Origin of the sequence: Exiguobacterium sp. s192 (genome assembly GCF_018618795.1) — a bacterium.
Lineage (GTDB): Bacteria > Bacillota > Bacilli > Exiguobacteriales > Exiguobacteriaceae > Exiguobacterium_A > Exiguobacterium_A undae.
Window position 1 is genome coordinate 19,893 of sequence record NZ_JACSMS010000002.1, and the last position, 24,679, is coordinate 44,571.

A 24,679-nucleotide genomic window follows, 5' to 3' on the forward strand; every position below is an offset into this window, starting at 1 on the left:
CTATGCTACGCGTAAAAGGGTGTACAAAAAACTTGCCCCTTCAAACGACCGGATGTCGATTTCGGTTTGTTCTGTCAGCCGGTCCAGTCGGTACTGAAGACTGTTTCGATGTAAAAAGAGATGTTTTGCCGTCAATGAGACATTTAAGTTGGCGCGGCAAAAGGCATCAATCGTTTCACGCGACTCATATTCAAGAGGAGTGATAAACCGTTCAATCAGTTCCTGGCGTATGTCCGTCGATAATAACGTCAACCGCGTTAATGCGGGAAGAAACCGCTCGATGTGCAACAAAGGGGTTTCCCGTAAGGCGGCTTGTTCCAATCGAAACTGAACGGCAAGATCACCTGATTTCCGTTGTTGACCAATCAAGACTTTTCCATCTGTTAAAAAATCAGATTGCAAAGCGGTGAAGAAGTCATGTAAATCGTTCTCCGAGACGAATTCTTCCCGTTCGATGACGACGAAGCGATTGGCCGTCAGCGGGATGACGGCACTCGGTGCGTGGAAAAAGGAACGGAGCAGTTGTTGTAAATCTTCTCCTGTCCGGGCATCGAGCTGTTCAAATAAGAAGTGAACCATTCGAAACGGTTCGGCTTCTTCACTGTGCGTCTGTTCCAGTCGACGCCGCCATGAAACAGTATCATCGGAAGTGGATGTGACGACCCGTTCGGCCAGCAAGTCGAGCAAGTCCACTTCACGGGCAGTAAGAATCGTATTTTCGATCCCGAAACGAAGTCCATCGGTCAACTGATATACGGTATACTTATCGGTAGAGTAAACAGCAGGGTCAGTCGAGAGATGATCTTTAAACAAGACGGTTAATTGTTGTAACATACGAGGCGCCTCCTTAAAAAAAGTCCTATTAAGACTTTACCACAATACTAAAATCGGAAGGAACGAGATCTATGCCAGTCGAAGTCGATTTAGTCATCAAAGCAATTGGAATGATCATCATTGGAGCAATGATTGGGGCAGTTACCAATCATCTTGCGATTCGGATGCTGTTTCGACCGCTTGAAGCGAAATACATCGGAAAGTACCGGATTCCATTCACACCGGGATTGATTCCAAAGCGCCGGGACGAGTTGGCCGCGAACCTTGGGCGGACAGTCGTCAAACATTTACTGACACCAGAAGGCATCAGCAAACGTCTCCAGCAACCTGTCGTGTACGATGCCATCATTCAGATGCTGCAACAGGAAGTACAAAAATGGACACGGTCCACCCGGACGATTCGTGAAGTGGCGGAACGATTCGTCAAACATCCGGAAGAACAGTTGCATCAGAAAATCGAAGAACGGATCGATCAAGAACTGTCGGCACTGGTAACGAACATCAAAACAACGAGCTTGTCTGAAGTCATTGGAGAGACAGGAACAACAAAAATCAATGAGTCCATCCCTAAAGTCGTCGATGCGTTACTCCAACAGACCGAACGGTATTTTGAGAGTCCTGACGGGAAGATGAAGCTTGAAGAAACAGTCGCCGGTTTTATTCAAGGGAAGTTAGGCGGCGGGATGTTCGGAATGCTGCTCGCCAATATCAATATCGTTGAGATGATTCAACCCGAACTCAAACGGGTATTACAAGGAGAGTCTACACGCCGATTCATCAGCGATATGGTTGAACAAGAGATCAATCTGCTCCTGTCGCGCCCGGTCGACTCGCTTCTCGATACAGAGACCGAACAACAACTCGTCACGCGGGTGAAGGCAGAAATCTTGGCTCGTATTCCGCTGACGAACATGTTCGATACGCCACTACACGAAATATTGAAGCCGCTTGAGGTGCGCATCACACAAGAAATGGTCCCGCTGCTCGCCAAACGATTAGTCGATCGAATGGTGGAACAGGTGGAACGAATCATGGCGACACTCGATCTCGAGACGATTGTCCGGGAAGAAGTCGGACTGCTGGATACCGCGTATCTTGAAGAAATCGTCTTGTCGATTTCCAGAAGAGAATTCCGGGCTATCACTTGGCTTGGAGGGCTGTTAGGTGGTTTAATTGGGATGATACAAGCGATACTTCTTATCGTTTAACAAAATTGGAGGGTTCAAACATGTCTGAAACAAACTTATACGACCACGCGTACACACTCGAGCGTGCACTCCGCGAAACATCGGAGTACACGACATTAAAAGATCTCTATGCTCAAGTCAACGCGGATCCGATGTCAAATGAACTATTTGCTTCATTCCGAAATGTTCAATTGGAGTTACAACAAAAACAAATGCAAGGTGAAGAAATCACACCTGAAGATATGGCATCTGCGCAAGCAAAAATGTTAGAAGTCCAAAACAATCCATTGATTGGTCAACTGATGCAGGAAGAACAACGTATGCACACGATGTTGACGGAAGTGACACAAATCATCATGAAGCCGCTTGAAGAACTCTATGCACCGATGATGGAGCAAAATCAAGACGACGTTCAATAAACGAATCGATTCAAAAGCCTCGGTCTACCTGACCGAGGCTTTTTCTTACGGTGTATTTTTTGACGGAACAAGACGGGGGAGATAGGCCCGCTCAAAATGAATCAACTGTCCGGCGCGTGTCACCCGTGCCCCACGGTGCTCCAAGTCTGCTTCTTTCAAGCGACGGATGCCTTCTTGACGCGCCTCGGAATCCGACGGAGCGTCAAACGTATCATCTAATAAGGTTTCTCCCCGATCCGAAAATGCGGTAATCGTATAAAGCATGGCTGGTTCCCCCTTGTCGTATTTCACTAATACAAGTGTAATGAATAGTCGTTCATTTTACAAGTAAGAATCAATATCCTGCCATGTCAATTGTTTGGAGGGGGAGGGGGATTCAAGATGGCTGACGCTCATGCCGATTAACCGAATCGGGCCTGAAAATTCAATTTCATTAAACAGCTTGGTCGTGATCCGGAGCAATGTTTCTTCGTCAGCCGTTTCTTCCAAAAATGTGTAACGTTTCGAGCGGGATTGAAAATCTTCTGTTTTCCATTTGAGTGTGACGGTTCGACAGACCAATTCCTTTTGATTAAGCGTCTTGACGACGGAAAGAGCTTCCCGTTTTAGTGTTTCGAAAATGGTGTCGATGTCTTCCGTATCTTCTTCGAAGGTGCTCTCAGACCCGATTGATTTTCGTTCACGGTGTGGGCGAACCAAGCGCTCGTCCTCTCCGTGCGCCATCGCATATAACTCCGTTCCCCGATCCCGACCGAGCAACCCGCGCAACTCTGTAAGCGGCGCTTGTTGGATATCCGAGATCGTTTCAAATCCGTGTTTTCGAAGTGTTTGTTCCGTCACCTTGCCAACTCCGTGTAAATCACCGATCTTTAATCCGGATAAAAACGGCAGAACAGCGTCTGGCGGAAGGACGGTCAGGCCGCTTGGTTTTTGATGACCGGATGCAATTTTGGCGACAAGTTTTGAGTTCGAGACACCGGCGGAAGCGGTCAAACCGGTTCGCCGTGTGATTTCAGACAGGATGTATTGCGCGATATGCGTTGCACTGGTGAGATTCAGGTGATTTTCTGTCACATCGAGATACGCTTCATCCAACGACAGCGGTTCGACGAGCGGTGTGACTTCAAGAAACAATTCCATGATCTGAGCACTGACAGCACGGTACACTTCAAAACGGGGACGCAGGAAAACAGCACGTGGACACAGCTGAAACGCACGACGTGAAGGCATCGCACTATGAATCCCGTACTTCCGCGCCTCATAGGAACATGTAGCGACGACACCACGGGCATGAGGAGGTCCTCCAACGATGACAGGCACTCCTTTTAAGTGTGGACGGTCGCGTTGTTCCACTGAAGCGTAGAAGGCGTCCATATCCACATGAATGATTTTCCGTCCCATCAAGGTTTCCTCCTTCATTTTAGAATCCAGTTCAAGTAAAATAAGTATATCGAACTTATGTTCTGATATCTATTTTTTTCGCTTTTGTTTTTTTTCCGGCATCCGGACGAGTGCCCCCAACCAACCACGACGTTTCATCCAGTAGAAAATACCGCCTGTAGTCAGGAAGATTAAAGAAAGCGAGGCGGCGTACCCGTACTTCCAATCCAGTTCCGGCATATCCTTGAAGTTCATTCCCCAAATGGCGCCAAGGGCCATCATCGGCGTGGCGACAGCCGTGAAAATCGTTAGCGCCTTCATGATTTCATTTCCTCTGAAGTTTGAAACGGTCGTTGATAAATCGAGCAGGACCTCGATATCTTTTTGATAATGCTCAATCAACATCAACAGACGGGCAACCCGTTTTTCAGCCAGACGAAAGGGCAGGACCTCTTCATAATCCGTTTGCCGGATAAAGGCTTCCGGACCTGCCAAAATCAGTTCCTGAAACGGAACGATCAAGTCCGACCAATTTTCAATCGTATCCCGTAAACCGAAAATACTGTCTAGCGAATTTTCATTGATGCTTCCGCGGAGTTCGTCTTGTCTTGAAAACAGTTCGGTTTCAAAATTATCAATGCCGGTAAAATAGTTGTTCATCTGTAAGGCTAAAATGGCATAAAAGGCTTCGAACGGGGTTGACGTTTTAAACGGTTCGATTAAGGAAACTATATGTTCAGACAATCCGATCGTAATCAACTCGTTCTCTGAAACGTAATAACAAATGGATCGGCGGTCGCTTCGGTCGACCGGATTTTGCCAGGTGACGATTGAACCGTACAGGACATCCAGTTCAGTTCGCGTAAAGTTCATATCTTTTGTCCGAAGTTCGTTCAGCCAATCCAGTTGAAAGGACGGCATCTCCGCCAGATGACTGACGTATTGTTCATAAGCAGAAATCGACGGATAACGATGCCAGGTAAATTGTGAGTTGAATTCCATGTTTTGAGCTCCCGTATAGTAGAATGATAAAGTATGTACTGTAGTCAGATTTATCCGCGGATCTATCCGGTGAAAAATGAATTTTTATAAAGGACGTGTTGTGAAATGAAAGGTATCGGTCAATTAGCAGTGGGAGAGATGCTCGATCAACGAGTCATGATCAAACAAGCATTAAAAGGAATCGCCGCCAACGGAAAACCGTATCTGACATTGATTTTAGCAGATAAGACAGGCGAAATTGAGACAAAAATGTGGGATACGAGTGATCTTACTAAATATGCGCCGAAGTTCATTGTCCATGCAGCCGGGGAAGTGATGGATTATCGTGGACGGACACAATTGAAATTAAAACAGATTACCGTGCTTGAGGATACGAATGTCGAAGAATACATTCAATCTGCGCCGATCCCGCGGGAACAGATTGAAACAGAAGTATTGGGGTTCATTGAGTCGATTCATCATTCCGATATGAAAAAACTCGTCAAACATCTTGTCATCAAGGATTTTGATGCTTACTTCACCCATCCGGCAGCCGTCAAAAATCATCATGCGTTTTACTCAGGATTGTCGTATCATGTCCTGTCGATGTTGAAGCTTGCGGATCAAATCGCGCGTCTTTATCCGACATTGAACCGAGATCTGTTGATTGCCGGTGTCGTCTTGCATGACTACGCGAAAATCAAGGAATTGTCGGATCCCGTCACGCCGGAATATACGTTACCGGGAAAACTAGTGGGACATATTTCATTAATGGTTGCAGAACTGGAAAAGGTTGGAGCAGAGCTGCATATCGACGCAGAAGTATTGACGGTCTTACAACACCTGGTGTTAAGTCACCACGGCCGTCCGGAATGGGGATCCGCCGTCGCACCACAAATGCGGGAGGCGGAAGTGCTGTTCCTGATCGATAATCTGGATGCCCGGATGACGATGATGGACCGGTTGCTGGAATATGTGGAACCGGGGCAATTCTCGGAACGTTCCTTTGCTTTGGATAACCGCTCTTTTTATCGCCCGAAACTTTAATTCAGGTATGAACGAAAACAGAGATCAGTTAACGAAACTAACGAACAGTATCTAAAATCGATGTAAGGAGAGTGCAAGATGAAAACCAAGCTATTTGAAGCAGTCCAAATCGGAGACCTGTTGTTCCGAAACCGTGTCATCATGGCACCGATGTGTATGTACAGTGCAAAAGAAGATGGAATGGTGACAGATTGGCACGTCACCCATTACGCGTCACGTGCTGTCGGCGGCGTAGGCGGTGTCATCTTGGAGGCAACGGCCGTCACACCGGACGGACGGATTTCAGACGGCGATCTCGGCGTCTGGTCGGATGCACACATCGAAGGATTAAAACGGATTGCCGATCAAGTCAAGGCAGCAGGAGCGAAAGCGGGCGTTCAATTGGCACATGCCGGTCGAAAGAGTACGACGGCGACGCCTCCGGTCGCACCATCAGCGATTGAGTTTGATGATTCCTATGCGTCTCCACGCGAACTGACGACGGAAGAAATCAATGTCATTAAACAGCAGTTCGTCGATGCAGCTCTTCGAGTCGAACAAGCGGGCTATGATTTTATTGAAATCCATGGTGCGCACGGTTATTTGATCAATACGTTTTTATCTCCGTTATCGAATGAACGCCAAGACCAATACGGCGGATCAATGGAAAACCGGATGCGTTTTTTGCTTGAAATCATTGATGCGATTCAGGAGCGGACCACTCTTTCCTTGTGGGTCCGGATTTCAGCGGCAGATCATGCAAAAGGCGGGATGACGGCAACGGATTACATTCCGTTAGCAGAAGAGTTACAGAAACGTCAGATTGATCTGCTCGATTGCAGTTCAGGTGCGGTCGTCGCGAATGCGGTACCGGACGTTTATCCCGGCTATCAAGTTCCGTATGCAGCGGAAATTAAACAGGCAACCGGTATGAAGACCGGTGCGGTCGGTCTGATTACGACAGCGACGCTTGCCGAAGAGATTATTCGCAGCGAGCGGGCAGACGTCATCTTGCTTGCCCGTGAACTGTTGCGGCAACCGTACTGGGTCTACCATGCGGCAGCGGAACTGAAGGACGAGGTCAGCTTACCGAAACAATACGAACGGGCACCGGTTCGTTAACAGCTGTCGGCAGATAAAAAAATCCCTGCTTCCGTTTTGGGAAGCAGGGATTTTTTGCTTATTGCTGTGGTTGCTGCTGCATTTGTTGTTGCATTTGTTGTTGTTCTTGCTTATCAAGGTCAAACGCATCCTTGAAGTCTTTGTTTTCGATTTCAACATCGTATTTTTTCATCAATGAACGGTAGATATCGTTTGGATTGACTTGAGCGGCTTTTTCTTCAGCCAATGCTTTTTTGATCCGGTCCGATTCTTTTTCGAGCGTAAAGTCTTTTTTCTCTTTACGATCCGTTACTTTAATGATGTGGTATCCGAATTGTGTTTTGATCGGGTCTGATACTTTACCTTCAACGCCATCCTTGAACGCATAAGTTTCGAACTCCTCGACCATTTTACCTTTTGTGAAGTATCCGAGATCTCCACCTTTTGTGGCACTACCTGTATCTGTTGATTTTGATTTGGCAATCTTCGCGAAATCGCCGCCTTCATCCAATTGCTTTTTGATGGCTTTTGCATCTGCTTCTTTTTCAACAAGAATGTGGCTCGCTTTTACTTCCACTTTTTCTTGGTTGAAACGATCTTCGATTTCTTTATCCGTTACTTTTGATTTTGCTGATTTTGCTTCTGTTAAGAGCATTTGTGTGCGGAGTACTTTTTCGAACTCTTTTTCACTTTTGATTCCAGCAGTTTGCAGTGTCGTATTGAACTGTTCCTTATCTGGGAACTGATCTTTTGTTTTCTTGACTTCTGCATCCACTTCTTTATCCGTTACTTTTTTGCCGTATTCTTTTTCAAGCAACTCATTCATTGTCTGTTGGAAAGCAATTTGTGCGCCGGCTTTCTCGTACGCTTCTTCTTGAACGTCGGCTTTATTGACTTCTCCACCTTTGTAGTTGATGACAGCTTCGTCATTCGAACCACATGCTGCTAATGTGAAAACACTTGCTACTGCTGCTACGCTTAAAAGTTTCTTTTTCATACATACACCCCTAATTTACCATTTATTTCAACCGTTCTATCATATCATATCTTCGTTATCTTGACAGCTTTCCACAACATTGAAAGTGAGTTGCTCTTACACCATGCTATCACATCAGATGCCGGAGGAGAGGACTATTTTTGTGGGAAATTGTGAGGTCCTGCAACGTTTTGAGACAGAACGGTAAACGGAACGTCACGGTTCAAGAATCACAAAAAAACGTCCTAGGCCTCAAGGCTTAGAACGCCGACTATCAAAGGTCATGCAAAAGTCATGCCTTTTTGATCGAATCGATGACCGGGTCTTGTGGACGCCGATCTGCTTCTTCCGTAATCATTTTTGACGTCTCGGCAAAGATGTCCATAAAACTGTCGCCGTAGAGACGACGGACAATGGCGGATATGTCAGTCAGTTCCGGGAATTTTCCGTAAAGCTCTTGGAGCGGTAAAGAAGCACGGAAAACACCATTTTCTTCAGGACGGAAGGCTTGAATCGTTTCCAACAACAAACTTTCGCCTTCCGGTGTCAACTGGACATACGTATTCCGCTTATCCGTCTCTTTTTTTGAGAACGTCAAAAGACCGCGGTCTTCTAATTTTTTCGAAAAATTAAAGGCTGTTGAAACGTGCATGACACCGTATTTTGCAATTTCGGAAATCGAGGCACCGCCTAGAGCGTGCGAAATCCATAAAATATGGTGTTCGTTGATGTTTAAATCAAACGGCTTAATCCAATTTTGCCAATCTTTTTCTACCGTTTTCCATAGTGCTTTGCTTAATTGGACAATTTTATGACTGTATAACAGCGCTTCTTGTCCAGGATATAATTTTTCGTGTTCCATATCTGACTCATCCTTTCGAAAGGTGACAATGGCTCAAACGCGCAAAATGCAAACTATACAAAAACAAATCGAAGCAGCGGATCGTTACTGTTGGGGAGTGAGATGATCGACGTCCTGTTTTGCCTCATCAGCAAATTTTTGAAGACGTGTCAGCGATTCTTGCACCTCTGACTGGTACTGAGAGACATCTTTTGTTACTTCTTCTTTAAAGGTCGTGCCAGAAAGTTTGGCTGTCTCTATTAGATTCTTTCCCTCCTGCGTTAAATCCTGCACGTTCGTTACGATTGTAGAATAAGAATTTCGACGTTGTTTACCATTCGAAGAGTCACTTTTAGTACCTTGGCGAAGCGCCTTCAAACCGTAAAAAGTCACAAGCGACAGCGTAGCACCAAAAGCGACCCAGTTACGCTGGGGACGCTTCGACATAGTTTTACCTCCTTTTGATATTAAAATATTTGTTTCATATTATTTTACCGAAAATCCGATATTAGAAACCTATTTCGGCAATATTTCTAAAATGAGTCAGTAATTCGTGTATTTAGGAGCCGTTAAAGACGGTTTTTGACGGCTTCGGCGACAGCGGCCAGTTCATCAGCCGTGTAGTCTTCATTGTGCACTTCCCATTTCGCGCCAAATCCGTCATGTTTGTCGTGGCGTGGAATGAGATGAAGGTGGAAGTGGGAGACGGATTGTCCGGCCACTTTGCCTGTATTCGACAGAATATTCATCCCGGCTGCGCCGGTTTCCTGCTGTAAGGCACGGCTGATCTCCGGAATGGTCGCAAACACAGCTTGAGCATCTTCAACCGATAAATCGTAGACATTATCTGCGTGTTGTTTCGGGATGACGAGCGTATGCCCCTTTGTTACTTGCGACAAGTCGAGAAAAGCCAAGACCTGTTCATTTTCAAATACTACATGGCTCGGTACCTCATGTTTGGCAATCTTACAGAAAATACAGTTTTCTTTTTGCAAGCGAATCACTCCTTTAATTGGATGTTCCTTCAGTATACTAGACTGAATCAGTCTTGCGGGCGATTGACAAGGATATGAAGGGTTTCTAAACTAAAAGAAATCTGTAAAAAAAGAAAGTAGGGGAAACGAAGATGCCTTCTCGCATCACGAACTATGAAAAAAAGAAAAAGCGGAATCAGCGAATTAGACTCATTATTGGTATCTTAGGACTTGTTCTAATAATCGGCTGGGTTGCCTGGAGTCAAATTAAGCCTGCTGCGGAACGACAAGACACGGGACAAGTTTTCCGCAAAGCGCTGCAGGAGCAGGATCGGGAAACGTTCCGAAAATTGGTTTATTTGAACAATCAACCGTTAAAACTTGCGGAGACGAACCGTCTGATGAGCTGGTTTAAAGCGGATTCGGAGCGACTTGAACGTACAATCTCTGAAATCGAGTTGGATCAACGCAACTATCCGAAAAAAACAGAAGCGGCACGACAAGATATATTCGAATTGAAAAAACAAGATGGCCGATTCTGGTTTGACACCTATGTCCTTCATTTAAATAAACAGACATTAGAAGTAAAGACAGATACGGAAGCAACGATGATTCAAGTGGACGATGCGCCGGTTGGTCAAGCCGATCCGGACGCTTCATTCAAGGTTGAACGTTTTCCGGGTGAGTATGACGTGTCTGCACGTGTTGAAGCCAATGGAAAGACCGGACGAGCAAGTGAAACTGTTCAGCTAGGTGATCAAAAAAAGAGCACAGTATCGTTTGAACTGGCGGAGCAAGTGGCACCGGATCAAAAGGAACAGTATGGTGTCGATATCGAAAAATTACTGGAGGCGGAAGTAAAGGCGAGAACAGGGAAAAGTGTGGGGCAGATGACGGATTATATTGGTCAAAGTCAATCTGAATTCGAAAAAACATTTGGTCCTCCAACCAACCGGATTGCCAATAGAGCAGTATATGACGGATTTGAAGTGGCATACGAGAATCAGGAAGTCGAAAGTCTTTTAATCGATTTGAACAAAACAGCATCCGAACTGGAAGCCGTAGCCGGAAAACCGGAATCTAAATCAACAGAAACGATCGGCATCGTCTGGAAGTACCCGGCAAGCTTTTTTGACGAGTTGCTCGGATGGCTGAACATTAAATCAGAGAAACGGGTCATCGAACGATCAGGGAAGATGTGGCTTGAAATACGGTGAGGAAGAAGAATTACGTGTCACACAAAAAAAACACTGAAGACATCACGTCTTCAGTGGTTTTTGTAGTAGATAGAATTATCGTTTGTTGACCGCACGAAGGATAAACGAAACGATTAAGATTAAGATGATTGCACCAAGGATAGCTGGTACGATTGCGAAACCGGCTACTGATGGTCCCCAGCTTCCAAACAATGCTTGACCGATCATTGAACCGACGAAACCTGCGATGATGTTACCGATGATACCGCCTGGTACATCTTTACCGAGAATAAGACTTGCTAACCAACCAATAATACCACCAACGATTAAAGCCCATAAGAATCCCATTTAAAACACTCCTTTAAATTTAATAGTTCTATTATTTACGCCGTACTGAACGAAGAATCAATGAAACGATGAAGATTAAGATGATTGCACCTAGGATAGCTGGAATGATTGCGAATCCACCAACAACAGGTCCCATTGTACCGAAGATTGCTTGACCGATCATTGCTCCGACGAAACCTGCAACGATGTTACCGATGATACCGCCTGGTACGTCTTTTCCGATGATGAGACTAGCTACCCATCCAATTAATCCACCGACGATTAAAGCCCATAAAAATCCCATTTAAAAAACACTCCTTTAGTAAAATTTACGTACTGATCATTATTTCAATAAATCATTTACGACGTACTGAACGAAGAATCAACGACACGATGAAGATTAAGATGATTGCACCTAAGATAGCTGGAATAATTGCGAATCCACCAACAACAGGTCCCATTGTACCGAAGATTGCTTGACCAATCATTGCTCCGACGAAACCTGCAACGATGTTACCGATGATGCCGCCTGGTACGTCTTTCCCGATGATGAGACTAGCTACCCAACCGATTAAACCACCGACGATTAAAGCCCATAAGAATCCCATTTGGAACACTCCTTTTCTTACTTTAGATTTACCTGTTTTCAGGCAGTTGTAAACACATTGAAAGATTAAAGCCCTTAAATAGTCGTTCCAATCAGCGAGATAAATTATCGAACGTAAAATGGCTAGATGATTATACCAGTTACCTCCTGAAGAAACTCGTATTTAAAATGCTACTTTCAAATTCTGTAAGCCGTTTTCATATATTGATGTAACGATTACACTTAGAGTAATTACCGTAAAAAGATGTATTCAAACCTTTTCTTAATAAAAAAATGACTCAAACTAGAAAAGTCAGAATGAATTGTCTAGGATAGTTAATGAAGGGAGTGCATCAGCGTGTTATTAAAAATAAATGATTTATCAGGCGGGTATGGTTCCAAAAAAGTGCTCCATCATATTAATATATCCGTAAACCAAGGGGAATTGGTGGGGTTAATCGGTTTAAATGGCGCCGGAAAGTCGACGACAATCAAACATATCTTGGGTCTGTTGCCCGTCAAATCAGGTGAGATTTTGATTAACGGAGTCAGTTTAGAACAGGATGAACAAATGTATCGTAAACAAGTAGCCTACATTCCGGAACAGCCGATGTTATATGAACAACTGACCTTGCGTGAACACTTGCGTTTAATGGCGCAAGGCTATGCAGTCGAGGAAAAACTGGCACAAGAACGAATCGAGCACTATGCAGCCCGACTTCGAATGACGAAACAACTGGAATGGTTTCCAAGCGTGTTCTCAAAAGGGATGAAGCAAAAAGCGATGATTCTCTGTGCGTTGATTACAGGCAGTGAACTGTTGATCGTCGACGAGCCGTTTGTCGGACTCGATCCGCTCGCCATCCGTGAGCTGTTGACGATTTTTAGTGAACTGAAAGCGGACGGAAAAGGAATCTTGATGTCGACGCATATCCTCGAGACGGCGGAACGGCATTGTAATCGATTCATCTTGTTGCATGAGGGACAGATTGCCGCAGAAGGAACGACACAAGAACTCCGTCAACGGTACGAATTGTCGGACGGGTCACTTGATGACATTTACGTAGCGGCGATTGAGGAGGCAGAAAGATGACGAGTTCTGTTTTATGGAGAACCCGTTACCAGACCGCCATGGCAGAAATGACGAAGTACACCCGTTACATGGCGAACGGCGGATTATTGTTTACGGTTTATTTCGTCGTTTTATATGGGCTTGTCGTATACGGTCGATTTCTGGATCAATTGAATCCCGATTTCCCCGGAAATCTTATTATGGGCAGTTTGTTTATACTGTTGGCTTTTTATCGATCGACCCGGACATTTTTAGTCGAGGCGGATCAAGTATTTTTACTTCCAATCTTGCCGGATCTTGCGAATTATATGAAGCGTGTTCGGGTCTACAACGCCTTTTATGGATTGATTCGGGCAATTATCCCCTTTTTGGCAGTGTCTGTTTTATATGTGCGAACGGAAGATACGACACCGGTCGAATTGTTTGTGCTGTTTGTTGCACTAAGCATGGTTGGAGCGGCAGCAAACTTATCGAAGCTTGAAGGAGTCGGTCATCGGATTGTGCTCTTGTACGCAACAGGAGCCGGTATTCTTGTCATGCTTGGAATGGGTCTGTTCAGCATCGTCGTGACAAGTTTGTTACTGCTGACGATTTACTTAAAAAAACAGGATCAGTTGCCGCTGATGGACTGGATTTCACTTGAGCAAGAATCACGGGACCGTTTTTATCGCATCGCCAATTGGTTTGTTGATGTGCCCCGGCTGTCGACGACATACAAACGCCGGCGTCTGTTGAGCCATCTGGTTGAAAAAATTGGATTTGACCACAAACGCACCTTTGATTACCTCTATCTGAAACAATTCATCAGAAGCACGGATGGCATTGGATTGATCGTTCGTCTGACGTTAATCGGAGTCCTCTTCATGTGGCTTGGTAAGGACAATGAATGGCTTGTCACGCTGGCCGTCCCGGCATTTGGCGGCTTGACCAGTTTTCAGCTTGCTCCGTTCACGCGGGCGATTGACTCGCATCTCTTAACGCGACTGTTGCCGTTCGGAGACGCGACCGCATCGAAGCGAAAAGTCCTCCGGCTGGCATCGTTCCTCCAAGTGGTGATCTTATCACTGGCAGGGTTTATCCTCAGTGGTTTTGCGACGGTGTTTGTCGGAGCAATCGCAGCACTTGTCATCGGCGAATACTATGCACGAAAAAAATAAAACGCGTTCTTATTGAACAAAAATACCCCCCGTTCACGAAAAGGTGAACGGGGGGTATTTGACAAGATTAATTAACTTTTTCAGTTGTTTCTTCGTCTTCATAAGAGGTCCGCAGCTCTTTGCTGACAGGGGCTGGGAGATCATAAGAAGCCTGACCGTGTTCCGCGACATCAAGTCCACGCAACTCATCTTCGCGTGTAATCCGGAGACCAATCGTCATATCGAGTAACTTGAGGAAGACGTAACTCAATACGCTGACGACGACGACTGCAAAGACGACACCCAGTGTTTGAACACCGAGTTGTGTGAATCCACCGCCGTAAAATAATCCCGCTTGACCGATTCCTGTGATCTCAACAAGGCGGGGTGAAGCGAAGAATCCAGTGGCGAGTGTTCCCCAAATCCCGGCAACACCATGGACGGAAAAGGCGCACAACGGATCGTCGACACGGCGGGCAAGCAGGATGCTTGTGCCGTATGTGATGATACCGGCCAGGAAACCAATCACGACGGCTCCCCACGGTTCAACGAAGGCACAGGCGGCAGTGATGGCGACAAGCGCAGCCAAGACCCCATTGATGATCGACGGGATGTCCGCGACCCGGCGATGCCAGAAGGAAATGGCAAGCGCACCGAGTGCTCCGGCAGCCGTCGCAAGCAATGTCGTCAAAGCAACATAGCTGAAGAATCCGTCAGCGATCGTCAGCGTCGATCCAGCATTGAATCCGAACCAACATAACCAAAGGATGAAGGCGCCGACAACAGAGTAGATGACGTTATGACCAAGTAAAGGCGTTTTTTCTGCTCCGATTCGCTTTTTCAAGATTAAAGCAGCGACGAGAGCGGCGATTCCGCCTTGTAAGTGGACAACGGTCGATCCGGCGAAATCCTGCATACCGAGCGAACCGAGGAAACCGCCTGCCCAAACAGAACGGGCAATGATCGGATAGATGATGGCGACGAAGAATGTTCCGAACAACAGGTAGACAGACAGTTTGGCACGTTCGGCAAAACCACCCCAGGCGATCGCGAGAGATACGGCAACAAAGGACAATTGGAACAGGAACTTAACATCAATTGTCACGTTGGACCAGTCGAGGCTCGAAAAACCACCTTGGAGGAAAAATCCTTCCGTTCCAATTAAGCCGGGTCCGTCTCCGAACGTCAATCCGAAACCGATTGCCCAAAAGGCGAGCGCGGCGACGGAGAAACTGATTAATTGTTTGACGGCGACATGGCCTGCGTTTTTAGCGCGTAACATCCCCGTCTCGAGTAATAAGAACCCGATTTGCATCGTAAAGACCAATAAAGTAGCGAATAAGACATAAAACGTATCGACCGAAATTAACATCTCTTCTAAATTCATCGTCGTTCCTCCTTTATCAATTTAAAGTATGTGTTTACTTTAGACGGAAATCCTTTCCAAGAAACGTCTTGTGTCAGAAAATCTGACATGGTATTTTGAAGGAAAGGAGTGACGAAGATGAATTACCGGGAGAAAAAGGTGATGACGATTGGTATTGTCTGTGAATTGACCGGTTTATCGGAACGGCAGATTCGTTACTATGAAGAACGGAAGTTGATTTTTCCGGAACGGACGAACGGGAAGACCAGAAAATACTCGTTTACAGACATCGAACGTTTAGTCGAAGTCGCGGAAAAGATCGAAGACGGCTGGCGGACGCATGAGATCCGTGAAAAAGAACGCAAAGTGACCGAACAACAACGTTCTGATTTGATTCGTGGACAGCTGAATGCTGCGTTTGGTCTATATAAGAAACGGTGAACATTTGATGAACGGGTAACAGAACTGTAATTTTGTAAACGATTTATTGGCACACGGTTCTGAATTTCAGATATAATGTTTCTGTGTTCACAAACTTATCGTGCGTTATTTTGGGGCGTTAGAACGAGTATAAAGGGGTAGTTATGATGAAGAAGTTTAATGATACATTTTTGCGCGCCATTCGTGGCGAAGAGGTAAGCCATGTACCGGTCTGGTATATGCGACAAGCAGGTCGGTATCAAGCGGAGTATCGTGAAATCAAGAAGACACGGACGTTATTCGAGATTACACACGATCCAGAATTATGCGCCTATGTCACGGAACTACCGGTCAAACAACTAGGGGTCGATGCAGCGATTCTGTATAAGGACATCATGACGCCGTTACCTTCAATGGGAGTTGACGTGGAAATCAAAAGTGGTATTGGTCCCGTCATTGCGAATCCGATTCGGACAATGGACGACGTACAAGCCCTTCAACCGTTCAAGAAAGAGGATATCCCGTACATTTTTGAAACGATCGGACTGTTACGGGAACGACTCGATGTGCCATTAATCGGCTTCTCGGGTGCACCGTTTACGCTGGCCAGTTATATGATCGAAGGTGGACCGTCAAAAGGGTACCACAAAACAAAAGCATTGATGTATGGTCATCCTGACGTATGGCATGCTTTAATGGAGAAACTCGGAGATATGGTCATCGATTATATCAAGGCACAAGTCGATGCAGGCATTCAAGCCTTCCAAATCTTTGACTCGTGGGTCGGAACAACAAGCCGCAACGATTATGTCCTGTACATCAAACCGACGATGGAACGAATCTTTAAAGAGTTGAAAGAGACGGGTGTCCCGATGATCATGTTCGGTGTTGGAGCAAGTCATTTGGCAGAAGAGTGGCACGACCTGCCGTTGGACGTCGTCGGACTCGATTGGCGCCTGTCGGTTGACGAAGCCCGTAAGCGTGGACTGACCAAAACGTTACAAGGCAATCTCGATCCATCTTATTTGCTTGCACCATGGGAGATTCTCGAAGCGAAAACGAAAGAAATTCTTGATATGGGAATGAAACGTCCTGGTTTCATCTTTAACTTGGGACACGGGATTTTCCCGGAAGTGGATCCGGAAGTCTTAAAACGTCTCACTGCATATATCCATGATTACTCGAAAGAAAAAATGGAGGTAGCGAAATGAAAACACTAGGATTACTTGTCATGGCGTATGGTACGCCGTATAAACCGGAAGACATCGAACGGTATTACACACACATTCGCCGCGGACGCAAACCGTCTCCAGAAGCATTGGCTGAACTGACAGAACGGTATGAAGCCATCGGCGGAGTTTCACCACTTGCGCAAGTCACGATTGATCAAGCGGAAGAATTACACCGTCAACTGACAGAAAAATATGCCGGTGAAATCGAATTCAAACTGTACCTTGGCCTGAAGCACATCGAACCATTCGTCGAGGATGCTGTCGAACAGATGGCGAAAGACGGAATTACGGAAGCTGTCACAGTCGTTCTGGCACCGCACTATTCAACGTTCAGTATCCGTTCATACAACGGACGTGCAAAAGAAGTGGCAGATAAACACGGAATTCATCTGGCTTCTGTTGAATCATGGTACAAAGAAGAGGCGTTCATCGACTGGTGGGGAACAGAAATCCGTAAAACGTTTGATGCGTTGCCGGTTCCTGAAGAAAAGGCTGTCTTGGTCGTCTCCGCACACAGTCTGCCGGAAAAAATCATTGCGAACGGTGATCCGTACCCGGAACAATTAAAAGAAACAGCAGACTTGATCGCAGCGCGTGCCGGTGTCAAACATATGATCACGGGTTGGCAATCAGCCGGACAAACACCAGAGCCTTGGCTTGGACCGGACGTTCAGGATTTGACGCGTGATGTGTATGAAGAAAAAGGCTACGAAGCGTTTGTCTATGTCCCGGTCGGGTTCGTTGCCGATCATCTGGAAGTTTTGTTTGACAATGACTACGAATGTAAAGTCGTCTGTGACGAGCTCGGAATTCATTACGCGCGTCCGATCATGCCGAATGCAGATCCGGCCTTCATGAAAGCTGTGACAGAGGCTGTTTCAAAACAGGTCGGTAGTTATGTCAAGTAAACGTCTCGTCATCGTCGGCGGTGGTATCACTGGTCTTGCCGCTGCCTATTACGCAGAACGTGCCTTTCCCGATTTAAATATCACAGTGCTTGAAGCTGGAGAGCGTCTTGGCGGTAAAGTCGCCACCTATCGAGAAGATGGTTTTACGATTGAACGTGGACCGGATTCTTACGTCGCGCGAAAGCATATCTTGACGGATTTGATTGAAGCAATCGGGCTCGGTGAACAGCTGGTCCGAAACAATACGTCCCAAGCCTTCATTCTTGACCAAGGGGGGCTCCATCCGATTCCGAAAGGAGCAGTGATGGGGATTCCGACGGATTTGGATGTCTTTCGAGAAACAACGTTGCTGACGGAGCAGGAAAAACAAGAAGTTGCGGACTTGTTGTTGCATCCGTCCGATCAGTTAAAGATTCCGGAACATGATATTCCACTCGGTGAGTATTTACGTCCAAGACTCGGTGATGCGTTGGTCGAAAAACTGATTGAACCATTGTTGTCAGGGATTTACGCTGGAAACATTGATCAAATGAGTACATTTGCAACCTATCCACAATTCGTTGCCAACGAACAGAAAGCGGGTTCGCTGTTTGAAGGTATGCGCTTGATGCGTCCACTCGATCAATCGCCGCAAGGTCCGCAAACAACGATCAAGGCAACGGGACAATTCCTGTCGTTAACGACAGGACTTGAATCGTTGATCGAACGGTTGGAGGAAATGTTGGAACGCTCGGAAGTCCGTCTCGAAACGCCGTTGCTTGAAATTTCACGCGAAGCAGGTCGGTATCGGTTGAAAACGGACCATGGTCCGGAATATGCCGATTACGTTCTCTTGACGATTCCGCATCCTCAAGTCGTTCGCTTACTGCCGGATGCACATCTACCGGAACTCGAGCAGTTGACGACGCATTCAACAGCGACGGTGACGATGATTTTTGATCAACAAGAATCTTTACCGATTGAAGGAACGGGGTTTGTCGTCAATCGCCGGGCACCGTACTCAATCACGGCCTGTACAGCGATTGACCAAAAGTGGAATCATTCGGCACCGGATCATACGGTCCTCCGTGCGTTTGTCGGTCGACCGGGCAATGACCATCTTGTTCATGAGTCGGACGATGTATTGCGTCAAGCCGTGCTGCAGGATTTAGAAAAAATCTGTGGTCGGACATTAGAACCGAAACAGGTCATCATCAGCCGGTTGGTCGATGGTCTTCCTGCTTATACCGTGGGACATGCCGAGCGCATCCAACGTGTCCGGGATGAAGTTTTGGCACAGTATCCGGGAATCTACCTCGCAGGCCTTGCCTACGATGGAGTAGGATTGCCGGACTGTGTGGCAAGTGCAAAAACGATGATTGAGTCGATTGAATTGGAAGAATCCCATGCGGACGAGTCGATTAACTGACTTTCATGTTTTCATAAAGTGTACGAACATCAGGATTGTTCTGATGTTTCGTACACTTTTTTGTTTCAATCTCTACAAAAATAAGGAATAGCTTATACATTGGGGAAAAGTCCTGACAGACACGAAGGAGGGGATTGCTTTGCTTGAGATTTTAAGCACGTTTCTCGTCATTTTGGCGTATGGCTTGATCATCATGAATCTGTTGGCCGTCGTCACCGTCATCTTTTTAGAACGGCGCGATATCGGTGCAACGTGGGCCTGGGTCTTGATTCTGTATTTTGTGCCGCTCATTGGATTTCTCATCTACTTATTTTTCGGACGTCTCTTGAAAAAAACGGACTTTTATCATGTCGAAGAGAAGGAAAAACAAGAACAGGCACGGCGTGTGGCATTACAGCTTGAAGAGCTGAATCATCCGCAGACACAGATGCGTCATCCTGCTGTCGTACGGTATGACCAGTTGATCCGAATGAATTTGATGTCAAACGATGCGTTACTCAGTTTTAAAAATGAGGTCGTGATTTTATCGGATGGGGAACAAAAATTTAATCGAATGCTGACCGATATCTTGAACGCGAAATACGAAATCAATATCCAGTACTACATCATTCAAAAAGATTCGTTGGGACAGGCGTTGATCGCAGCACTGACAAAAAAGGCGCAAGAAGGGATAAAAGTCCGGTTACTTTATGATGCCGTCGGTTCGCGGGATTTAGGACGAAAAGATTTCAAAGAGCTGTTGCTTCATGACGGGGAAGTGTTTGCCTTTTTCCCACCGACGATTGGTTTGATCAACTTTCGGCTCAACAATCGGAATCACCGGAAGTCGTGTATCATCGACGGAAGAATCGGCTACATCGGAGGATTTAATGTCGGGACCGAATATCTCGGGATTGATGATAAGTTTGGGTACTGGCGGGATACGCATTTCCGGTTAGAGGGAGAAGTCGTGCACGACCAGTTGGATCGTTTCATTCTCGACTGGAATCAGGCGAGCGACAGTTACACGGCCAAAGAATTTTTCCATTATGGCACGCATTCGGTCGAACAGACGTTGCCGATGCAAATCGTAACATCCGGACCGAACTCGAAAACAGAGCATTTAAAAAATATGTTGATCAAGATGATTTCGTCAGCCAGACAATCCGTTTATATCCAATCGCCTTATTTTATCCCGGACGCGAGCTACATGGATGCCTGCAAGATGGCATTATTATCAGGGGTAGAACTGAGAATCATGATCCCAAATAAACCGGATCATCCGTTTGTCTATTGGGCGACGACAGCAGCAGTTGGAGAACTGATTGACTACGGGGCAAAAATCTACACGTATGAACCCGGATTTTTACACGCAAAAACGATTGTCGTCGATCAAGCAATCGCCTCAGTCGGAACGACTAACATCGATGCCCGCAGTTTCAGATTAAATTTTGAGATGAATTCGGTTGTGTACGATCCGCATGTCGCCTCTGAATTAGCACAGCTGTTTGAAGAAGATTGTCTGGTCTGTGAGCGGTTGACGGCGGAAAAATATGCAGAGCGCTCCCGGATGATTAAATTCAAAGAGAGCATTTCAAGACTCCTGTCTCCGATTTTGTAAAGGAAGAAGGAGGATTTGGTAAAGGAACAAGGATGAGAACAGGAAACTGAGAAGAGAAATGGTATAGTGGAACTGAAAAAGACAAAGGAGAGTGAACGTTTTGGCAAAAGCAATCAAATTATTGATCTCAGACATGGATGGTACCGTATTATCCAGCAAACAGAAAATAGAACCGGAAACGATTGCGGCAATTGAAGCGGCAAAAGAACAAGGCATTGATTTTGCGATTGCAACAGGACGAAATTACTTAAATGCAAAAGAATTGACGGATCAGGCAGGAATCACGTGTCCGATCATCGCGTCGAACGGTGCACGCGTTTTGACCGTCGACGGTGAAGAGTTAAGTGCGACGACGTTGACATCGGAGCAAGCCCAGCAGATTTATGGCATCATCAGCCAATACGAAGTATTTTTTGAGATGTTTTGTGACCAAGGTCTTGTCACGGCACAAGGATCAACGATTGACGCCGCCTATGATTCGCTCAAGGAAATGAGTCAGGAAAGCGACCGGGCGAAGGATGTACTCGACTTTTTCCACAATCGTTATTACGTCAATGAAGACGTCAAGATGATTGATGGATTCCGCTCATTCATTCGTAACCAAGCCGGACAAGTCTTTAAGTTCATCTCCTTCTCGTTTGATCAGGACTTGATGAAGAAGATTTGGGAAGAAATCGAACAAAAAGTGGACGGGATTTATGTGACATCATCCGGTCATGACAACATCGAAGTCATGGCACTTGGAGCAGACAAAGGAACAGCCGTCAAAACACTGGCGAAGCACCTGGGCGTGTCAATCGAAGAGGTCGCTGTCATCGGAGACAACTTAAACGATGTTCCGATGTTCAAAGTCGCCGGAATGGCGATAGCGATGGGAAATGGACATGAAGATGCAAAAGCGATTGCGCATCAAGTGACGAAAACCAACGACGAACATGGGGTCGGATATGCGATTCGTCAATTGGCCGATCGGGCTTGGACGTAACAAGAGAGGGGTAAGTTTCATTGTTCAAAGCGTTTAAGGAGTTTGCGTTTCGCGGGAATGTAATTGATTTGGCGGTCGGTGTCATCTTAGGGGCAGCCTTCAGCGGGATCATTAAATCCTTGGTCGACAGTATCTTCATGCCGCTGATCGGCATCATCATCGGCGGGATTAACGTCAAGGAGTTATCCGTCACGGTCGGTAACGCCAACTTACTGTACGGTCAGTTCTTGCAGGCAAGCATCGAATTCATCCTGATTGCCTTTGCATTGTTCCTGTTTGTCAAAGGCATCAATGCGTTTCGACGAAAAGAGGAAACACCGGAGGAAGTGGTGGTTCCGACAACGGAAGAAAAATTACTCACGGAAATCCGTGATGCCCTCGTTCGTCAAAACGATGGACGGGTCGAGTAATCGGATACGGGACACAACACAAAAGGCTCACCCTTTACCGGAAGTACATTTACCGGGAAAGAGTGAGCCTTTTTTTAAAGAATGGTCAGCAGATGATTTTCAGAACAGACTTGCAGTGAGAGTTGTTTGTCGATGCCTTTGTCAAACTGAATCTCGAGGACATCGTCCATCAAATGAATAATCGTCCCGTCGCCAAAGGATTTATGGCGGATCCGCATGTTTTTTTCGACTGGCAGAAGTGGGACGGATGCTTGTTCCGTTGAACGTTGCGCATAACGGATTTCCTTTTTGACCGTCTGACTCGGATTGAGAATATGCCGGATATTTCCGAGGAAAAGAGATTCTTCAACCGGCTTTGACTTGTATCGGTAAGAAAGCAGGTGAAGTTCATACCGTGCCCGCGTCATTCCGACATAAAACAGACGAACCGCTTCCTCCATCTCTTCCAATTGTCCGTCCTTATAAGACTTGATGTTATCAGAAGACGGCAACACGCCATTGATTAAATCAATCATGAAGACACGGTTGAATTCAAGACCTTTGGCGCTGTGAAAGGTTGACAGCGTCACGGCATTTTGATGTTTATTGGACTTCGCTTGACGCATCAACTGTTCAAGATGCAAAATTCGTTCTTTAAAAGCAAGGGAAGTCGGAAGGTCACTGGCGACATTTTCAATCGTATTGAGCATCTCCAGTAAAAAATCAATACTAAACCCAAGGCTGTCACTCATTTTTTTAAGATTTTTTTCATACCCGAGCTCATTTCGAATCAGTGCCAAGGCAGCGGAAGGACGGGCTGTCTGCATGGCAGCAAAAACCGATTTAATCGTTTTTAACTGCTTTTTTTGATAAAACTTCATGTCGACATGCTGAATCAATAAATCAAATACATTGTCCCCGTTACGCAATTCATACAGACGTTGTAACTGGACTTTCGAGATGTAGCCGGCAAACTTCGTATGAATCTGTGCCAAAATATCGACATCCGAAGGATCATTGGCGAGCTCGATGAAGTGTAAGACATCCTTTAAGACCCAATGGCTAAAGAATTTATGGTCCACATCCTTGATGTAAAACGGGATTCCGGCTAAGTCGAGTGCATTCATGATATTGATGGAAGACGAGTTGTTGCGATATAAAACGGCAACTTCTTGAAAATTCGTCTCGTCCTGCAGCTGACGAATGACGTACCGTGTCTGGTCCTCGTAAGCCGGTAAGGTCTCGACGACGATTGGACGAGAAGATGGGTTTTCCGTAAACATTTTTTTCGGATGACGGACTTTGTTCCGTTGAATGAACCGGTTGGCCGTCTCGACGATTTCTCGGGAAGACCGGTAGTTCTGTTCCATGTACAACACCGTCGCATCCGGATACGTGTCTTTAAAATGAATGATCTTCGAGACATCTGCACCACGCCAACTGTAGAGCGTCTGATCATCATCGGCGACGACACAGAGATTATTGTGGGGCAATGCCAGCTTTTCCACGAGTTGATGTTGGACAAGGGACGTATCCTGACTTTCATCCGTCAAAATATACTCGAAGCGACGTTGATAAGAAGCGAGTAACTCGGGATTTTCTGCAAGGATCGTATTGGCGTATGTCAACATATCATCAAAGTCCATCAAAGGGTGGAGGGGATCCCGTAACTTAAATTGTTCATACGCCGAATAAATCTCAGGAAAATGTTTGATCGTCGTTTTTAAGGTCTCGATATCCTTTGGCAGCAGCAACCGGTTTTTGACGAAAGAAATCATCCGAAGCAGTTCATCCATCTGGTCTTCCGTAATGACACTTCGATTGATTTCTTGGAAAATCCGGCGCAGCACCATTCGTTTGTGCAATGGTTGTTCAGGACGGTGAGAAGCCGACTTTTCGATGGTTCCTTCGATGATTGTATAGTGGAGCCGGTTCACTGCCGCATAGTCACGAACGACTTGGAACGCAAAACTATGAATCGTCGAAAAGGAAGCCGTTGTTCCAATCAGATGATGGAACCAATCGTGAAAACGTTCTGCCATCTCATGCGCAGCGGCTTTACTGAACGTTAGTCCAAGAATTGCCCGCGGATTCACCTTTTTTTCAAGAATCAAATAGGCAATTTTAAAGTTTAATGTTGTCGTTTTCCCGGAACCGGGGGAAGCAAGTAATAAAAGGGGACCTTGATCATGCTCGATCGCTTGACGTTGTACAGCATTTAATTTGGTCCCAGTTTCGATCTCCATTCGTTCAAAAAAGTCTGGGGACATTGTTCCGTTCACCTCTTACCTCTATAAACTCAATTTTCTTTTCTTAGTTTAGCATTTTCAGTCCG

At 46.0% G+C, this 24,679-nt stretch carries 27 protein-coding genes; 14 read left to right on the forward strand and 13 right to left on the reverse strand.

Annotation, left to right across the window (positions count from 1 at the left end; all coding sequences use genetic code 11):
• Complete coding sequence (locus KNP87_RS05085; protein WP_026833761.1) at positions 1 to 834, reverse strand: PucR family transcriptional regulator; 834 nt, start codon at positions 832 to 834, stop codon at positions 1 to 3.
• 71 nt (positions 835 to 905) lie between these two features.
• On the opposite strand from KNP87_RS05085, the gene KNP87_RS05090 reads away from it, so the two are divergent.
• Positions 906 to 2,042: a DUF445 domain-containing protein gene (locus KNP87_RS05090; RefSeq protein ID WP_026833760.1), complete on the forward strand. Its 1,137-nt coding sequence runs from the start codon at positions 906 to 908 to the stop codon at positions 2,040 to 2,042.
• 20 nt (positions 2,043 to 2,062) lie between these two features.
• Positions 2,063 to 2,440 (forward strand): YlbF/YmcA family competence regulator, encoded by a 378-nt coding sequence (locus KNP87_RS05095; RefSeq protein ID WP_012369586.1) that lies wholly within the window; start codon positions 2,063 to 2,065, stop codon positions 2,438 to 2,440.
• 45 nt (positions 2,441 to 2,485) lie between these two features.
• On the opposite strand, the gene KNP87_RS05100 is transcribed toward KNP87_RS05095, so the two are convergent.
• From KNP87_RS05100 to KNP87_RS05110, 3 genes are all read right to left on the reverse strand, one after another.
• Entirely contained in the window at positions 2,486 to 2,704 is a 219-nt protein-coding gene (locus tag KNP87_RS05100) for a YhzD family protein (RefSeq protein WP_026833759.1), read from the reverse strand.
• Between the two features lie 57 nt (positions 2,705 to 2,761).
• Entirely contained in the window at positions 2,762 to 3,841 is a 1,080-nt protein-coding gene (gene dinB / locus KNP87_RS05105) for a DNA polymerase IV (protein ID WP_233550604.1), read from the reverse strand.
• Between the two features lie 69 nt (positions 3,842 to 3,910).
• Positions 3,911 to 4,822, reverse strand: coding sequence for a magnesium transporter CorA family protein (locus tag KNP87_RS05110; RefSeq protein WP_214721049.1), 912 nt, complete (start codon positions 4,820 to 4,822; stop codon positions 3,911 to 3,913).
• 105 nt (positions 4,823 to 4,927) lie between these two features.
• Between KNP87_RS05110 and KNP87_RS05115 the strand changes: the two genes are divergently transcribed.
• Entirely contained in the window at positions 4,928 to 5,848 is a 921-nt protein-coding gene (locus KNP87_RS05115) for an HD domain-containing protein (RefSeq protein WP_214721050.1), read from the forward strand.
• 78 nt (positions 5,849 to 5,926) lie between these two features.
• Positions 5,927 to 6,949 carry an NADPH dehydrogenase NamA gene (namA, locus tag KNP87_RS05120; protein ID WP_028106865.1) on the forward strand — a complete coding sequence of 341 codons (1,023 nt, stop codon included), beginning with the start codon at positions 5,927 to 5,929 and terminating at the stop codon, positions 6,947 to 6,949.
• Between the two features lie 58 nt (positions 6,950 to 7,007).
• Here the strand turns inward: namA and KNP87_RS05125 are convergent, their stop codons facing one another.
• The 4 genes from KNP87_RS05125 to KNP87_RS05140 form a co-directional block, all read right to left on the reverse strand.
• Positions 7,008 to 7,925: a peptidylprolyl isomerase gene (locus KNP87_RS05125; protein ID WP_119922416.1), complete on the reverse strand. Its 918-nt coding sequence runs from the start codon at positions 7,923 to 7,925 to the stop codon at positions 7,008 to 7,010.
• A gap of 271 nt (positions 7,926 to 8,196) precedes the next feature.
• Positions 8,197 to 8,766: an HTH-type transcriptional regulator Hpr gene (locus tag KNP87_RS05130; protein WP_012369593.1), complete on the reverse strand. Its 570-nt coding sequence runs from the start codon at positions 8,764 to 8,766 to the stop codon at positions 8,197 to 8,199.
• A gap of 84 nt (positions 8,767 to 8,850) precedes the next feature.
• Entirely contained in the window at positions 8,851 to 9,192 is a 342-nt protein-coding gene (locus KNP87_RS05135) for a hypothetical protein (RefSeq protein WP_026833753.1), read from the reverse strand.
• 122 nt (positions 9,193 to 9,314) lie between these two features.
• A complete protein-coding gene (locus KNP87_RS05140) occupies positions 9,315 to 9,740 on the reverse strand; it encodes an HIT family protein (RefSeq protein WP_119922417.1) in 426 nt (141 codons plus the stop codon).
• A gap of 131 nt (positions 9,741 to 9,871) precedes the next feature.
• Between KNP87_RS05140 and KNP87_RS05145 the strand changes: the two genes are divergently transcribed.
• Positions 9,872 to 10,936, forward strand: coding sequence for a TcaA second domain-containing protein (locus KNP87_RS05145; protein WP_214721051.1), 1,065 nt, complete (start codon positions 9,872 to 9,874; stop codon positions 10,934 to 10,936).
• A 75-nt stretch (positions 10,937 to 11,011) separates the two neighbouring features.
• Here KNP87_RS05145 and KNP87_RS05150 read toward each other — a convergent pair whose 3' ends face one another.
• From KNP87_RS05150 to KNP87_RS05160, 3 genes are read right to left on the reverse strand one after another with little or no spacing between them, the layout of a single operon-like run.
• Positions 11,012 to 11,263: a GlsB/YeaQ/YmgE family stress response membrane protein gene (locus KNP87_RS05150; protein WP_026833750.1), complete on the reverse strand. Its 252-nt coding sequence runs from the start codon at positions 11,261 to 11,263 to the stop codon at positions 11,012 to 11,014.
• A gap of 31 nt (positions 11,264 to 11,294) precedes the next feature.
• Entirely contained in the window at positions 11,295 to 11,546 is a 252-nt protein-coding gene (locus tag KNP87_RS05155) for a GlsB/YeaQ/YmgE family stress response membrane protein (RefSeq protein ID WP_026833749.1), read from the reverse strand.
• A gap of 52 nt (positions 11,547 to 11,598) precedes the next feature.
• A complete protein-coding gene (locus KNP87_RS05160; protein ID WP_026833749.1) occupies positions 11,599 to 11,850 on the reverse strand; it encodes a GlsB/YeaQ/YmgE family stress response membrane protein in 252 nt (83 codons plus the stop codon).
• Positions 11,851 to 12,180: 330 nt separating this feature from the next.
• On the opposite strand from KNP87_RS05160, the gene KNP87_RS05165 reads away from it, so the two are divergent.
• Together KNP87_RS05165 and KNP87_RS05170 are read left to right on the forward strand one after the other, a co-directional pair.
• Positions 12,181 to 12,921, forward strand: coding sequence for an ABC transporter ATP-binding protein (locus KNP87_RS05165; RefSeq protein WP_214721225.1), 741 nt, complete (start codon positions 12,181 to 12,183; stop codon positions 12,919 to 12,921).
• Positions 12,918 to 14,057 carry an ABC transporter permease gene (locus KNP87_RS05170; RefSeq protein WP_214721052.1) on the forward strand — a complete coding sequence of 380 codons (1,140 nt, stop codon included), beginning with the start codon at positions 12,918 to 12,920 and terminating at the stop codon, positions 14,055 to 14,057. Before KNP87_RS05165 ends, KNP87_RS05170 begins: the two co-directional genes overlap by 4 nt.
• Before the next feature lie 67 nt (positions 14,058 to 14,124).
• Here KNP87_RS05170 and KNP87_RS05175 read toward each other — a convergent pair whose 3' ends face one another.
• The gene (locus KNP87_RS05175) at positions 14,125 to 15,423 is read right to left on the reverse strand and encodes an ammonium transporter (RefSeq protein WP_214721053.1); all 1,299 of its coding nucleotides are present in this window, start codon (positions 15,421 to 15,423) and stop codon (positions 14,125 to 14,127) included.
• A gap of 117 nt (positions 15,424 to 15,540) precedes the next feature.
• Between KNP87_RS05175 and KNP87_RS05180 the strand changes: the two genes are divergently transcribed.
• From KNP87_RS05180 to mscL, 7 genes are all read left to right on the forward strand, one after another.
• Positions 15,541 to 15,843 carry a MerR family transcriptional regulator gene (locus tag KNP87_RS05180; protein ID WP_012369603.1) on the forward strand — a complete coding sequence of 101 codons (303 nt, stop codon included), beginning with the start codon at positions 15,541 to 15,543 and terminating at the stop codon, positions 15,841 to 15,843.
• Between the two features lie 143 nt (positions 15,844 to 15,986).
• On the forward strand, positions 15,987 to 17,033 hold the full coding sequence (gene hemE / locus KNP87_RS05185) for a uroporphyrinogen decarboxylase (RefSeq protein WP_026833744.1): 1,047 nt from the start codon (positions 15,987 to 15,989) through the stop codon (positions 17,031 to 17,033).
• On the forward strand, positions 17,030 to 17,962 hold the full coding sequence (hemH, locus tag KNP87_RS05190) for a ferrochelatase (RefSeq protein WP_119922422.1): 933 nt from the start codon (positions 17,030 to 17,032) through the stop codon (positions 17,960 to 17,962). The genes hemE and hemH overlap by 4 nt, the downstream gene beginning before the upstream one ends.
• Positions 17,952 to 19,370: a protoporphyrinogen oxidase gene (hemG, locus tag KNP87_RS05195; protein ID WP_214721054.1), complete on the forward strand. Its 1,419-nt coding sequence runs from the start codon at positions 17,952 to 17,954 to the stop codon at positions 19,368 to 19,370. The genes hemH and hemG overlap by 11 nt, the downstream gene beginning before the upstream one ends.
• 139 nt (positions 19,371 to 19,509) lie before the next feature.
• On the forward strand, positions 19,510 to 20,970 hold the full coding sequence (cls, locus tag KNP87_RS05200; protein ID WP_028106857.1) for a cardiolipin synthase: 1,461 nt from the start codon (positions 19,510 to 19,512) through the stop codon (positions 20,968 to 20,970).
• A 91-nt stretch (positions 20,971 to 21,061) separates the two neighbouring features.
• Complete coding sequence (locus KNP87_RS05205) at positions 21,062 to 21,955, forward strand: Cof-type HAD-IIB family hydrolase (protein WP_233550605.1); 894 nt, start codon at positions 21,062 to 21,064, stop codon at positions 21,953 to 21,955.
• Positions 21,956 to 21,975: 20 nt separating this feature from the next.
• Positions 21,976 to 22,365, forward strand: coding sequence for a large-conductance mechanosensitive channel protein MscL (mscL, locus tag KNP87_RS05210; protein ID WP_119922425.1), 390 nt, complete (start codon positions 21,976 to 21,978; stop codon positions 22,363 to 22,365).
• Between the two features lie 74 nt (positions 22,366 to 22,439).
• On the opposite strand, the gene KNP87_RS05215 is transcribed toward mscL, so the two are convergent.
• On the reverse strand, positions 22,440 to 24,590 hold the full coding sequence (locus tag KNP87_RS05215; protein ID WP_251135461.1) for an ATP-dependent helicase: 2,151 nt from the start codon (positions 24,588 to 24,590) through the stop codon (positions 22,440 to 22,442).
• Positions 24,591 to 24,679 lie beyond the last annotated feature (89 nt).